Source organism: Desulfosarcina variabilis str. Montpellier, from assembly GCF_048565275.1.
GTDB classification, from domain to species: Bacteria; Desulfobacterota; Desulfobacteria; order Desulfobacterales; family Desulfosarcinaceae; genus Desulfosarcina; species Desulfosarcina variabilis.
The window spans coordinates 2,259,816-2,273,275 of record NZ_CP159846.1; the positions used below are offsets into that span (position 1 = coordinate 2,259,816).

Genomic DNA, 13,460 nt, shown 5'->3' on the forward strand with positions numbered 1-13,460 from the left:
GTCGGTATAAAATTAAAGATTTTCACCGAATATGTCAATAATAAAAATGTTGGCTGCATACCGAAGAAATCTCGATAATTAGAACCCATTTGATAGTCGATAAGGAAATTGTTCATGGCTGCTGCCCTTCCTGAAAAGGCTGAACTTCTGGAAAAACTCAAGCAGGGTGGATTCGTTGTTCCAGATTTTATCTTTGTTACGCCCGACCAGTTTGAAAATAATGATTTTGCCGCCCTTGAATCATTTTTGGAAAAGCACCGGGAGAGCTTCAAAGTTATTGCCCGGAGTGCCCATCCGGATGAACATTGTTTCAAAGGCGGCACCTTCGATTCACTTGAAACCTACGCGGATGTGGGCGGTATCCGTTATGCGCGCAATAAAATGATCAAACTGGCGGGGTCCAGCAAGCGCCTCACCATTGCTCGTCAGCAGCATTTCAACCATGCCCCGACCCTGAATATGGACCGGATGGGGGTCATTGTCATGCCGTTTATCGACGGTTCCAGTGTGATGGCCAAAATGATCTGCGGCCATTGGGAATTCGGTTACTGCCGGGACCGGATTCATAAAGTGCAAAGCGAGCCCTATATTACCCGGACGCCCCATGACCGGCGTCTGGTTCAGCTGTCCAAGGATATTCAGGACTATCTGGGATTTCGCTGTGAAATCGAATACATCATCTCGGCGGAGGGGGACATTCATGTGGTTCAGGCCAAGGATATCTCCAATATCGATATTCTCGAAGAAAAGGAAAGCCATCAAACCATTCGGTTGGACGGTGTGCGCCGGATTCGCAAACGGCGCAACTATCGGGAACGTCCCCTTTACGTGATGGACAACAAAGCCTTTTATATCAACATCATTTCCCAATGCGAAGAACTGGTTTGCGGATGTGAAAAGACGGGTAACCCAAGCATTGGCCATATCATCGATTCCATAAACACCTATCAGGCGGATTTCGAGGCGTTTGCCCTGCGTCACCAGCGCTACGCCGTGCTTGGGCTGGCCATCCAGGATCCGGTCGACCTCTATCAGATTGCCAGTCACTACCTGGACGATATGCCTGAATTACAGGCAGAACTTTCCAAAGCCCTGCACAACAATCTTTACCAGATCGACATTTTTCTCTCTGAGGCCGATACGCTGATTGCCAAGGATAAGTTTCGAATCAATCTTTGCAGCCACGATGCCTACGGCATCGACACGGTGCGCAATCCCCTATGGAGTGTCTACTGGCATGTGGACCGCCACGATGAAGTGGTGGGGGAGTTCAAACGGGTTGGATTTAAAACCGGTGACACGGTGGGGATCCATATCAATGTGGATGATAAGCCGACCGTCCATCGATTATGAATTCTTGTATGGCGGCTGTTGATTCGATCCGGAAAGGGACAGTCCCGACACCCCCCGAAACGCCTCAAGGCTGATGACATTTCCCTTGGTTTTGCGGCTCTGATCAAGGTTTTGCCAGGCCCCGGCGCGTTTTTTCTTACGGATTTCCTCCATAATTGCCTCAAGCTTGGGATTTTCTTTGATCAATTGCTGAATTTCAACCTTCACATCTTTCCATCGGGTTTGTAACCCATCGATCTGAATGGGAAACGGTATCATTTCGGCAAGGAGTCGACCCAGATGGATCATCAGGCCATAGTGGGTAATCCCCTGCACATAGGCCGGGCAATGGCCCCAGAGGCTGACGCCGGCGATTTCCCGTTTACGGCACTGGTCAAGAATCAGGTTGTGAATCGAGCAGGGACCATGATAATTGACGGGGCCTACGTGATAGCGTTTAAAAACGTCGCTGTAGTCAACGCCGGTCGTGGCGGCGGTAATGATTCGATCCATATGCAGGACATGGTCGAGAAGGCTGCCTAATGTGATCACGGACGTGGCCCCGAAGGTGATGGCAAGATCCACCACTTCGCTTGAAAAACAGTGCCAATTGATGTGGGGTTCGTCGGCGATCAGGATCAACAGATCTTTGTTGTTATCGCCTGATGATTGAACGGCAAACAGGCGTCCGCCCGGACATTGGATGGCTTTAAGCTCGCCATTTTCGATTTTTATTATCGGGCGATTCTCGTCATAGCGATAGCATGCATCGGAATGAATATGGCCGATGGATCGACCCTGATGTTGATCGACAAGATAGGCGGCCATGTCGGCGGATACCTCAAGTGCGTTACCCCACCCCCGCAGACCGATGATCAGGCTGGGTGAACGCAGGGCCGGCATCTCTTTGATCAGAATTGTGGCATATCCCATGGCCTGTCCCTATCTCTTTTTTTGGTACAACTCAGGATAGAGCCGATTGGCACACTCCGGGCAAATCCCGTGGGAGAAATCAGCGTCTGAATGATTGGCAATGTAGTCTTCGATGGGTTGCCAACTGCCGTCCTCTTCGTTGCGGATTCGTTTGCAGGATGCGCAAATGGGAAGCAATCCACTCAATGTCTTGACCTCATCTAACGCCTTTTGCAATCTTGAGATCAGCATCTTTTGGGATTGGGTTGCCTCGTGTTTGACCACGGCGATTTCTATGGCAGAGCGTAGCTCGTTGATATCGTAGGGTTTTATTATGTATCCATAGGGGCTGGTCTTGATGGCTTCCTCAAATATGGTCTGATCGGAAAGGCAGGTCATGAAAATAATGGGGATATCCGTTTTTTGGGCGATTTTTGTTGCCGCATCGATTCCATTCATTTTGCCCTTGAGCAGAATATCCATCGTGACCAGGTCCGGGTGGTGCTGATCCACGGCACGGATGGCATCCTCGCCTGTCTCGACCGTTGCGCACACCCGGTAGCCTAAACTTTCCAGTCGGGCGGTAAGCACAATGGACACATTAACATTATCTTCAACCACCAGAATATTGATTTTTCGCGTCAAAATGCACCTCACACTGGCCAGGAATCGGCCGATGTTGAAATTATTGCACGTGTAGTTACCTTTTTGTGCACAAAATCTGTTGATGCAAACGCTGCCAGGTAAGCGCAGGGTTGAAAATTTTCTTTGTTAAAACAATTTATTAAAAGGATCTGTAAGTGATGGATGGATTCGATCGCATCATGGTTTTTTCCACCAAGAGTTATTCTTCAGCAATTTTCCTGCCATGATAAAATGTCATCCTGAACGACATTGAAAAAAATGTTTCTATGAATAAGAACAAAAAGGGCTTGACACCCACTCTAAAAGTCCATAAACATATCAATCATAATTATTTCGGGAGAGATTCGGATGAGTCATAACGGCGTGTTTCAAATGGCGTTCAGGTTTGTGCTACGATGGTGGTGGCATTTGTGGTGCCGTTTGACTGCCCGCCGGATCTGATTCGTCCAATACTCAATTAAAAAATTAAGGATCGCGGGCAAAACCGAATTCGATGTCCGCGATCGGTCATTTGAGGGTCGTGGAAACCAACACGGCCTTTTTTTGTGTGGAAGGGATACTGATGAAGCTGAAGGAATTCCCCGGCCGGGGTCAATTTCAGGCGCTGGCTGAAAAATGTAATGTGATTCCGGTATGTCGGGAAATTTTAGCCGATATGGAGACCCCCGTATCGCTGCTGAAAAAGTGCTATGATGACAACGGTAACGGACCGCGAAGGCCGATTTTTCTGCTGGAAAGTGTCGAGGGCGGTGAAAAATGGGGGCGGTACAGTTTTTTGGGAACATCCGCACGGGCCCGTGTCAAGGTGTTTGCCGACCAGGTGACCATTACCGAAAACGGCCGGAAGGATCATATTCCCCATGATGGTGACCCGTTGACCGTCTTAAAAAACTTCATGGGCCGCTTCAAACCAGCGGAGATGCCTGAATTGCCCCGCTTCTGGGGCGGTTTGGTCGGTCATCTGACCTATGAGATGGTTTCTTTCTTCGAGCGGATTCCCAACCGTCTGCCAGACGATACCGCATTGGCGGATTTTATCGTCTGCGACGAATTGCTTATTTTCGATAATATCCGCAATACCTTGATTCTGGTGGCCATTGCCTTTATCGGCGATGCGGGCCCGGATGCCGCCTTTGATGATGCCCTGGCGCGGCTGGATGAAATGCAGCAGCGCATGGCAACGCCGGTGGGTGACGATTCATGTGTGAGCTATGGCAAACGTATGACGCTGGCCCCCACGGTGGATGCCCAGACTTTTAAACACCAGGTCAGCACGGTCAAGGCTTACATTCAGGCCGGCGATATTATCCAGGCCGTGATTTCACAACCCTTTCAATGCACGGCCCCCCGGGACATTCTTTCCGTTTACCGGGCCCAGCGCTATATAAACCCCTCGCCCTACCTCTTCTTTTTTCATTTTGACGAGATGGCGCTGGTCGGCTCATCTCCGGAAACCATGGTGCGGCTGGAAAACCGCGTGGCCACCTTGAGGCCCATCGCCGGCACACGCCCCCGGGGGGACAGTGAACAGGCGGATCGGGCCATGGCCGCCGAACTTTTGGCCGATGAAAAGGAACGGGCCGAACATTTGATGCTGGTGGACCTGGGACGTAACGATCTTGGACGGGTGGGGCGTACCGGCACGGTTCAGGTGACCGACCTGATGGTGGTGGAGCGTTATTCCCACGTCATGCACCTGGTCTCCAACATCAACTGTGATTTGGAAAACGAATACGATGCCTGGGATTTGTTGCGTGCCTCGTTTCCCGCCGGTACGCTTTCGGGTGCACCCAAGGTGCGGGCCATGGAAATTATCGACGAATTGGAGCAAAGCCCGAGGGGCGCCTATGGTGGTGCGGTCGGCTATGTGTCGTTCAGCGGCAATATGGACCTGGCGATCACCATCCGCACGGCCTGCATTCAGGATGGCACCCTTACCGTAAGGGCTGGTGCGGGAATCGTGGCCGATTCGAATCCCGAGGCCGAACGCCAGGAAACCATCAACAAAGCCATGGCCATTCAACGGGCCCTGGAACTGACCTGTGAGGAGGAAGGGTAACCCCATGATACTGATGATCGACAACTACGACTCTTTTACCTATAATTTGGTTCAGTATCTGAGGCAGATTGGAGAAGGGGTCGAGGTTAAACGCAACGACATGGTTTCCATCGCCGAGATCGAGGCCATGGCCCCGCAGGCGATTGTTGTTTCCCCAGGACCGGGGCGGCCGGAATCTGCCGGTGTGTCCCTGGAAACCATTCACCAGTTTTCCGGCAAGGTGCCGATCCTGGGCGTCTGTCTGGGGCACCAGTCCATCGCCCATGCCTTTGGCGCCCGGATCGTGCCGGCCAAACGGCTTATGCATGGTAAAACCTCATCCATTGCCAGCGACGGCAAAGGCGTTTTCTGTGGTATTAAACCGAATTTTCAGGCCATGCGCTACCACAGTTTGGCTGTTGAAAAGGAAAGTCTGCCCGAATGCCTAAAAATAACCGCTCTTGCTGAGGATGGCGAAATAATGGGCATTCGTCACCGTACCCATCCGACCGAAGGCATCCAGTTTCATCCTGAATCGATCATGACGCCGGTGGGCAAGCGGCTTTTGCGCAATTTTTTAAAAAAAGTTCCAGAGCGTATAAAGGCTTGCGCCTAGCTCTTTTTGTTATTTGCAACGAATAAAAAGGAGGTGTCGGACCATGTTCAAAGATCACCTGGCAACCATCATCAGTCGAACGGACTTGAATGAAGCCCAGATGGCCGAGATGATGACTGAAATTTTTGAAGGCAAAACCACTGACGCCCAGGTCGGGGCCATGATGGCAGCGCTGTCCACCAAAGGTGAAACCTTCACCGAACTGGTTGGTGCGGCCCGGGCCATGCGTCAGAAAGCGCATCGCATCCAAGTGGCCGCATCTCCGCTGGTGGATACTGTTGGTACGGGCGGCGACGGGTTGAAGACCTTCAATATTTCAACCACCACCGCCTTCGTTGTGGCCGGTTGCGGGGTGAGCGTGGCCAAACACGGGAACCGCAGTGTTTCTTCACAGTGCGGCAGTGCCGATGTGCTTGAGCAATTGGGGGTCAAACTGGACACCGCCCCGGAGATTGTCGAGGAAGCGGTACAGACCGTCGGTATCGGTTTTCTCTTTGCCCCCCTGTACCACAGCGCCATGCGTTTTGCCGCCAAGGCGCGATCTGAAATTGGGCTGCGCAGTATTTTCAATATGCTGGGGCCGTTGACCAACCCGGCCGGGGCCAACTGCCAACTGATCGGCGTCTGGGCCCCTCAGATGACCGAGATGTTTGCCGAGGCATTGCGTCTGCTTGGCTCGAAAAGCGCTTTCGTGGTGCATGGCCACGATGGACTGGATGAAATATCCGTTTGTGCGCCCACCCGGGTGTCCCAGCTGGAAAACGATATGATTCGAACCTATGACATCTATCCCGAACAGTATTTCGGCCGTTTGGCAGCCCCGGAAACCATGACTGGCGGCGACCCCGAGGAAAACGCCAGGATTACCCGCAGTATCCTCAATGGCGAAAAAGGGCCCAAACGGGATGTGGTACTGCTCAACAGCGCTGCCGCCCTGGTCGCCTGCCAAAAGGCCGCGGACCTGAAAGCGGGCATTGCCCTTGCCGAAGAATCCATTGACCAGGGCCATGCCATGGGCAAACTGGAGGCACTGGTTGACTACACCCGTGAAAATGGATAACGCCTTAACTGGTGTCTATCCAGAAACGACCCATTTGCCTATTTCTGGATGGACACCAACCAACCAACCAACCAACCAACCAACCAACCAACTAACTAACTAACTAACTAACTAACTAACTAACTAACTAACTAACTAACTAACTAACTAACTAACTAACTAACTAACTAACTAATATGGATGTAGCAGACCATGGCAACTGATTTTCTGACGCGTATCATCCAGCATAAAGGTGACGAGATCGAAAAGGCCAGAAAGGCCATGCCCGAGGCCGAGTTAATGGAACTGGCCCGCCAGCGAACCGATTTCAGGCCTTTTTTCGAGCCCCTCTCCCATCCGGATGCCAGTGGAGTCAACATCATTGCTGAAATCAAACGGGCATCTCCCTCCAAAGGGGACATCTGTACCCAATTGAATGCCTCCCGCACCGCTGAGCGTTACCAGGCCGGTGGTGCGGCGGCGGTATCCGTGTTGACCGACAAATCATTTTTCAAGGGCAGCCTGGATGATTTACAGGCCGCGCGCGGCGCATGCGCCCTGCCGATTCTGAGAAAAGAATTTATCATCAGTGACTATCAGGTGTACGAGGCTGCCGCTGCCGGTGCAGACGCCATTTTACTCATTGCCCGGATTTTAAGGCCCGAAAAGCTCGAGCAACTCTACCGATTGTGCCGGGACCTGGGCATGGATGCGCTGGTTGAAATTCACACCGCAGCCGATGCCGGTATCGTGGCCGCCACCAGTGCCCGACTGGTGGGGATCAACAACCGCAATTTAAGCTCATTTGAGACGGATCTGTCGGTGGCCATGGACCTGGTCTCGCGGCTGGCGCCCGGCCAGGTTCCAGTGGCGGCCTCGGGCATTACCGGACCGGATGACATCCAGAAAAACAGGCACGCCGGTATTTTTAATTTCCTGGTTGGTGAAAGCATCGTGCGATCGGCCGATCCGATCCAATTTATCCAGGCGCTCAAAGGCGGCCAATGGCCATCTGATCCAGAATTATCAAACAGGTTCTTAGCCCGGAAGCGCTTACCGGTCTGATCGAGGAGAAAATATGAAATATGTTGGCGCCCATGTAAGCACTGCCGGCGGTGTTGAGAATGCGCCGTTGAATGCCAAGGCCATCGGCGCCACGGCGTTTGCGCTGTTTACCAAGAACCAGCGTCAGTGGAAGGCAAAGCCGCTCACCGATCGGTCGATCCGTCGGTTCAAGGAAAATTGTGCGTCGGCAGGTTTCACACCGGAACAGATTTTGCCTCACGACAGCTATCTGATCAACCTGGGGCATCCGGAAGCCGAAGGGCTCAAGAAGTCACGCGCGGCATTTATCGACGAAATGCAGCGCTGCCGGCAATTGGGGCTCAAGTTTCTCAACTTTCATCCGGGCAGCCATTTAAAAAAAATCAGCGAGAAGGATTGCCTTACGCGTATTGCCGAGTCCATCAACCTGGCTTTGGCAAAGACCGCCGGTGTGATTGCGGTGATTGAGAACACCGCCGGCCAGGGGACCAATCTCGGTTATCGTTTCGAGCACCTGGCGGCCATCATTGAACAGGTTGACGATCAATCCCGGGTAGGCGTCTGTCTGGATACTTGCCATACGGTTTCCGCCGGTTATGACCTGACAACGCCGGATGGTTATAAAGACACGCTGAAGCGCTTTGAGGATGTGGTTGGCTTGTCTTACTTGAAGGGATTGCATTTAAACGATGGTAAAAAACCGCTGGGCAGTCGTGTGGATCGTCATGAGCGCCTGGGAAAAGGAACGCTGGGTCTGGAAACCTTCCGGATGATCATGAACGATGCGCGTTTCGAGAACATGCCCATGATTCTGGAAACTCCCGAACCCGGCAGCTGGGCCGAGGAAATTCGAATGTTGATGGAAATGATCCGCCCAAAATAGAAAATGGGTTGGTATCATTAAAATACTGACAAAGGCGGACAATGGACGAATACGAAAAATATAAAGCTGAATGTGATAAAATAAGAGAATTTAACAACAATCTGCTGGATGAATTCAAAAAATGGTTAAAGCGCTCAAAACTGAAAGCGAAAACGATCCAACGTCATATAGAAAACGTTGATTTTTATATCAATGAGTTTCTTCTTTACGAGAGTGCCGTTGAAGCGAAAGACGGCGCGGATGGAATCGGTATGTTTTTAGGCTATTGGTTCATTAAAAAAGCGATGTGGTCAAGTACCGCTCAAATTAAAAGCAACGCCGCCAGTCTGAAAAAATTTTACACATTCCTTCATGAAAAAGGTGAGATCGATAAGGAAGATCTTGATGACCTAAAGAAACGGATAAAAGAGGACATGCCGGAATGGATAGCGACAATGCAGAGGTATGATGATCCTTCAATAACAGATATGGAAGAAGTATGGGGAATATGAGCTATCCAACCTCAATGAATTCCCCCGTTGATATCAGGCAACGCCTTTGGATTTGAAAAATGCCTGGTATTTTTTGTCGGTGCCTTTGATGTGCTTGACCAGCCAGTCTTTGAGAAAATTCATCAGATCCATGGTGATCATGCTGTTGCCGCTTTCCACCTGTTGATGCAGCTCCTTCATTTTGGAAACAAAATGCTTGTGCTGTGCCTCCTGCTCACCAAGACCATCATAGCCGTATTGGCGCATCAGTTTTTCTTCATCGCCAAAATGTTGTTTGGTGTAGTCGATCAGTTCGGCAAACACGGTTGTCATGGCTTGCCGTCCTTTTCGTAATTTCATGGCCCGGTTGAGCGAGTTGATCAGATCCACCAGCCGTCGGTGTTGGGTATCGACCGTGCGGATGCCCATCTCAATGCTGGCATCCCAGCGAATCAGGTCCGGCACATCAGTTTCCGATATTGCCGAGTGGGCGTCATCCATCAATGACTCGTCGATTCTAAATTGCTGGAGCATTTGCTTGATTCGACCGGAGGCTGAATTCAAGTTGCCGGCATCACCACTGACCCGGTTGCTGGAATCGTTGATTTCCCCTGAAATGTGGCTTACCTGGGCGATGTCCTGGGCAATTTCAGCGGCCACGGCCGTACTCTGGGCCACATTTTGGTTGACCTCACCGATGCCCTGGGAGGCCTGCGCCACATTTTCGGCAATTTCCTGGGTGGTGGCGGCTTGCTGCTCGACGGCAGAAGCAATGGATGAAACGATTTCATCCACGTTGCTGATCACTCCGCTGATCTCTTCGATTTCCGTGACCGTGGCCAAGGTGGTGTTCTGAATGCCCTCCACCTTGGCTTTGATATCCTGGGTGGCCGCGGCGGTCTGTTTGGCCAGTTCTTTGATCTCGTTGGCCACCACGGCAAAGCCCTTTCCGGCCTCGCCGGCCCGGGCCGCTTCGATGGTGGCATTGAGGGCCAGCAAATTGGTTTGCTCGGAGATTTCGGTGATCACTTCCGTCACTTTGCTGATCTCGGTGGCCGCGCCACCCAGTTCATTCACTTTGGCCGATGCGCTTAGGGCCTTGGCGACGGCTTCATTGGTAATTGCCCGCCCTTTTTCCGAGTTGCCGGCAATTTCCCTTACTGTAGCGGTCATCTCCTCGGCGGCCGTGGCCACCATGTTGACGTTGGTCGCGGCCTGTTCACTGGCGGCGGCGACCGAGTTCATATTGCTGCTCATCTCCTCGGCGGCGGCGGCGACGGTGTTGGCGCGCCCGGACATGTCTTCCGCACCTTCGGACAATTGCTGGGAAACACCAAACAATGAATCGGAAGAAGACGAAAGACTGACCACTTCTTCAATGGTGGCGCCGAACATGCGGCTTAGATCCGTCTGGGTCTTTTTCAGCGAGGCTGCCAGTCTGCCGATTTCATCCTGCTGTTCGACGTCCAGACGCCCGGTAAAATCGCCTTTGGCCATTTGAACAGAAAAATCGGTCAGTTTGGTCATGCGGGTCGTGATGTAGCGGGTCATGAAGAAACTGAAGGCAATGCCCACCACCAATGCCACCAGGGCAATGCCCACCACTTCGAATGCCGTGGCATGGCTGGTGTGCAATAGCTGATCGGCTGCTTTTCCCGATTCATGCTCCAGTACCTGATTGATCTCATGCATGATTGCACCCACGGTCTTCATTGCTGCAAGGGTCTCGTGATGATGGATGTCAATGGCTTTGGCATTGATCGTAGCATCATCCGATCGGCCCCGCGTGGCCAGCACAGCATCGATTTTTTTAGCGGATTCATGCAATCGGGCATGGGGGGCTTCCAATTTCGCGAGCAGTGGCGCCAACTGGGGAAAGGCCGACTCCGCTTGTCGGCGCTGATCACTGTAAAGCCACTCACCCAGTTTACACCGGTGATCATCGGTCTGGACCCCGAGATTGTTGCTTTTGCCTTCCATCAGCACCTGATCCACAGCGGTCAACCACTGATAATGGTCCAGAATTTTTTCTGAGAAGAGTTCATGCATCGCATCGGCTTGGTGGGCATGCTTGTTTTCATCGATGATGGTGCTGATGCCATTGTAGCTGATGCCCGCACTGAGGATCAAAAGCAGGAGCAGCGTTCCAAACGCAATGCCTAATTTTTTCCAGATTGCCAGATTATTCCAACTCACGGCAGTCTCCTTTGATTATGGTAATGGATTGATGATCAACCAACGCAGGGGTGGTGATCTATCGATCACCCCGGCGATATTTTCTAAGCTATGATCTCGTAGTAGCGGTCTACTGATGTAACTTTATTGAAGGCCTGATAAATTCCCAATCCCCGTGGCGGCGAAAGAAAGCGTGCGGAAGCTGCAATTCGAATCATTTGCGAAGTTGTCAACGATTGATTCTATTTTCGTTCTTTTCCTTTGATTCTTTAGAAAAATTCTATCTTACAGGTTTTTCTTTTTTATGCGTCATAATGCTACAGCGCTGATGCAAAAGGGCGATAGTAACCATAACGGTTCCTGTTTTAGGCTTAAACGGTTTTACCGATCGATTGGTATCGGTAATCATTCATTTTTAAATTTATTCAAATTTTGTCGTCATAAAAATGCATCCGCAAATCAAATCCATTGCCAGGCAAATCAGTAAAGTGGTGCTGGGAAAAAACGAGCAGATCCGCATGGCGTTGACCTGCCTGCTGGCAGGCGGGCATCTGCTGATCGAAGATATCCCGGGGATCGGAAAAACCACGTTGGCCAAAGTGCTCTCCGTATCCTTGGGACTCGATTTCAGGCGGGTCCAATTTACCAGCGATATGCTGCCCGGCGATATATTAGGCAGTTCCATATTTGATCAGACGACCAGCAGCTTTGTTTTCCATGAAGGGCCCATCTTCACCCAGGTGCTGCTGGCCGACGAGATCAATCGGGCCACGCCGAAAACACAAAGCGCGCTTTTGGAGGCCATGGAAGAAGGGCAGGTTTCCATCGATGGCAAAACCCATCGGTTGGCCGCTCCCTTTTTTGTGATTGCCACCCAAAACCCCCTTGAACTATCGGGTACTTTTCCGCTTCCCGAATCCCAATTGGACCGCTTTCTCATGCGTATTGAACTGGGCTATCCGGATCGCGATGCAGAACGGCAACTCCTTGGCGGGACCCCCAATCCTCATCAGGGGGCAATGCATCTGGAGCAGTGTCTGACACCGGCGGATGTTCTGGCGTTGCAGGATCAGGTGCAACAGGTTCATGTTGCCGATGCGTTTTTGACCTATCTTCAGGATCTGCTCGATTTTACCCGCAACGCCGGGCATTTTCTGATGGGGCTGAGTCCGCGGGCAGGCCTGGCATGGATGCGCGCGGCACAATCCTGGGCATTTATCAGCAACCGGGACCATGTCCTGCCTGAAGATTTACAATCGGTGATGATCAGTGTGGTGGGCCATCGCTTGCGATCCCGGGATGATCTGACAGAGATTCCAGCCAAGCGTCTGATCCAGCTGTTTGAAAAGGTTCCTGTGCCGTGATCGGCTTCTTTGCACGCCTGTTTTACCGAATGGTCGGCGGCAACACGACCATTCCCGTGACCCTGGGGCTGCGCAATATCTATATTCTACCCACCGGATATGGGCTGTTGTATTTGACCGGCCTGACCGGCATGCTGATCGGATCCATCAATTACAACAACAATCTGGGTTTTTTACTCACTTTTTTGCTGGGCAGTTTAGGCATAACGGCGATGCTGCATACCTATGGAATGCTCTACGGTATAAGGCTCTTTAGCGCTGTGGCGACACCGGTTTTTGCCGGCGAATTCATGGATGTGGAGATCCGGGTCGCCGGCGTAAAGCGTTCACGAACCGCACTGCGTTGGTTTTTTCGTCCCTATCATCCGGTGGTCGTGAATGTTTCGCCTGAAACGCCGATGCAGGTGCGGGTTTCGGCCAAGGCTTTGAAGCGGGGCTGGTTTTTACCACCCCGGCTGCGAATTGACTGCGTCTATCCGCTGGGCCTGTTCCGGGCCTGGGTTCGGATCAATACGGATGTGCGTTGTGTGGTCTATCCAAAACCCTTGGCCGCACCGGTGCCAAAAACCGAGGGCACAGCGGATAATGAAAGGGAGGGGACTATATCGGTTACGGGCACCGATGATTTTATAGGTCTGGCCGCTTATCGGCCCGGTGACCCGCTGCGACGTATTCATTGGCAGGCCTATTCCAGAGGACGCGGTCTTTTCATCAAACAGTTTGCCGGCCAGGCCAGCCGTGCAATCATGCTGGATATGCAGCAAATGAAAGGGCGTGATGTGGAAAAGCGGCTGTCGGTTCTCTGCTTTCATGTGTTAACGGCCCACCGCCGGCGGCAATACTTTGGCCTCAAGCTGATGGGGCAGGTGATCCCCCCTGACAGCGGCAGGGCCCACCGGGACCGATGCCTGCGGGCGCTGGCCCTTTTTCAAAGGCAGTGAT

At 52.0% G+C, this 13,460-nt stretch carries 12 protein-coding genes; 9 read left to right on the forward strand and 3 right to left on the reverse strand.

Going from position 1 to position 13,460, the window contains the following annotated elements; genetic code table 11:
- Window positions 1–114: 114 nt before the first annotated feature.
- Window positions 115–1,353 (forward strand): hypothetical protein, encoded by a 1,239-nt coding sequence (locus Dvar_RS10225; RefSeq protein WP_419661584.1) that lies wholly within the window; start codon window positions 115–117, stop codon window positions 1,351–1,353.
- Here the strand turns inward: Dvar_RS10225 and Dvar_RS10230 are convergent.
- Complete coding sequence (locus tag Dvar_RS10230; protein ID WP_419661585.1) at window positions 1,348–2,265, reverse strand: PAC2 family protein; 918 nt, start codon at window positions 2,263–2,265, stop codon at window positions 1,348–1,350. The two genes, Dvar_RS10225 and Dvar_RS10230, sit on opposite strands and share 6 nt — an antisense overlap.
- Before the next feature lie 9 nt (window positions 2,266–2,274).
- The gene (locus tag Dvar_RS10235) at window positions 2,275–2,889 is read right to left on the reverse strand and encodes a response regulator (protein ID WP_419661586.1); all 615 of its coding nucleotides are present in this window, start codon (window positions 2,887–2,889) and stop codon (window positions 2,275–2,277) included.
- A 562-nt stretch (window positions 2,890–3,451) separates the two neighbouring features.
- Between Dvar_RS10235 and Dvar_RS10240 the strand changes: the two genes are divergently transcribed.
- From Dvar_RS10240 to Dvar_RS10265, 6 genes are all read left to right on the forward strand, one after another.
- Entirely contained in the window at window positions 3,452–4,948 is a 1,497-nt protein-coding gene (locus tag Dvar_RS10240; RefSeq protein WP_419661587.1) for an anthranilate synthase component I family protein, read from the forward strand.
- A gap of 4 nt (window positions 4,949–4,952) precedes the next feature.
- Complete coding sequence (locus tag Dvar_RS10245) at window positions 4,953–5,543, forward strand: anthranilate synthase component II (RefSeq protein WP_419661588.1); 591 nt, start codon at window positions 4,953–4,955, stop codon at window positions 5,541–5,543.
- A 43-nt stretch (window positions 5,544–5,586) separates the two neighbouring features.
- Window positions 5,587–6,603 carry an anthranilate phosphoribosyltransferase gene (trpD, locus tag Dvar_RS10250; protein ID WP_419661589.1) on the forward strand — a complete coding sequence of 339 codons (1,017 nt, stop codon included), beginning with the start codon at window positions 5,587–5,589 and terminating at the stop codon, window positions 6,601–6,603.
- A 192-nt stretch (window positions 6,604–6,795) separates the two neighbouring features.
- Window positions 6,796–7,647, forward strand: coding sequence for an indole-3-glycerol phosphate synthase TrpC (gene trpC / locus Dvar_RS10255; protein ID WP_419661590.1), 852 nt, complete (start codon window positions 6,796–6,798; stop codon window positions 7,645–7,647).
- Between the two features lie 13 nt (window positions 7,648–7,660).
- Window positions 7,661–8,509 carry a deoxyribonuclease IV gene (gene nfo / locus Dvar_RS10260; protein ID WP_419661591.1) on the forward strand — a complete coding sequence of 283 codons (849 nt, stop codon included), beginning with the start codon at window positions 7,661–7,663 and terminating at the stop codon, window positions 8,507–8,509.
- A gap of 41 nt (window positions 8,510–8,550) precedes the next feature.
- Window positions 8,551–9,000, forward strand: a complete 450-nt coding sequence (locus Dvar_RS10265) for a hypothetical protein (RefSeq protein WP_419661592.1) — start codon at window positions 8,551–8,553, stop codon at window positions 8,998–9,000.
- Window positions 9,001–9,033: 33 nt separating this feature from the next.
- Here Dvar_RS10265 and Dvar_RS10270 read toward each other — a convergent pair whose 3' ends face one another.
- On the reverse strand, window positions 9,034–11,175 hold the full coding sequence (locus Dvar_RS10270) for a bacteriohemerythrin (protein ID WP_419661593.1): 2,142 nt from the start codon (window positions 11,173–11,175) through the stop codon (window positions 9,034–9,036).
- 425 nt (window positions 11,176–11,600) lie between these two features.
- Here Dvar_RS10270 and Dvar_RS10275 point away from each other — a divergent pair, with 425 nt between their 5' ends.
- Window positions 11,601–12,518: an AAA family ATPase gene (locus Dvar_RS10275; RefSeq protein ID WP_419661594.1), complete on the forward strand. Its 918-nt coding sequence runs from the start codon at window positions 11,601–11,603 to the stop codon at window positions 12,516–12,518.
- Window positions 12,515–13,459 carry a DUF58 domain-containing protein gene (locus tag Dvar_RS10280; protein WP_419661595.1) on the forward strand — a complete coding sequence of 315 codons (945 nt, stop codon included), beginning with the start codon at window positions 12,515–12,517 and terminating at the stop codon, window positions 13,457–13,459. Before Dvar_RS10275 ends, Dvar_RS10280 begins: the two co-directional genes overlap by 4 nt.
- Window position 13,460: the final 1 nt, after the last annotated feature.

What these genes read in the sequence shown, in the direction of transcription:
- Dvar_RS10265 (WP_419661592.1), top strand. Translation starts at nt 8,551, where the DNA reads ATGGACGAATACGAAAAATATAAAGCTGAATGTGATAAAATAAGAGAA.
- trpC (WP_419661590.1), top strand. Translation starts at nt 6,796, where the DNA reads ATGGCAACTGATTTTCTGACGCGTATCATCCAGCATAAAGGTGACGAG.
- trpD (WP_419661589.1), top strand. Translation starts at nt 5,587, where the DNA reads ATGTTCAAAGATCACCTGGCAACCATCATCAGTCGAACGGACTTGAAT.
- Dvar_RS10230 (WP_419661585.1), bottom strand. Translation starts at nt 2,265, where the DNA reads ATGGGATATGCCACAATTCTGATCAAAGAGATGCCGGCCCTGCGTTCA.
- Dvar_RS10225 (WP_419661584.1), top strand. Translation starts at nt 115, where the DNA reads ATGGCTGCTGCCCTTCCTGAAAAGGCTGAACTTCTGGAAAAACTCAAG.
- nfo (WP_419661591.1), top strand. Translation starts at nt 7,661, where the DNA reads ATGAAATATGTTGGCGCCCATGTAAGCACTGCCGGCGGTGTTGAGAAT.
- Dvar_RS10245 (WP_419661588.1), top strand. Translation starts at nt 4,953, where the DNA reads ATGATACTGATGATCGACAACTACGACTCTTTTACCTATAATTTGGTT.
- Dvar_RS10275 (WP_419661594.1), top strand. Translation starts at nt 11,601, where the DNA reads ATGCATCCGCAAATCAAATCCATTGCCAGGCAAATCAGTAAAGTGGTG.
- Dvar_RS10240 (WP_419661587.1), top strand. Translation starts at nt 3,452, where the DNA reads ATGAAGCTGAAGGAATTCCCCGGCCGGGGTCAATTTCAGGCGCTGGCT.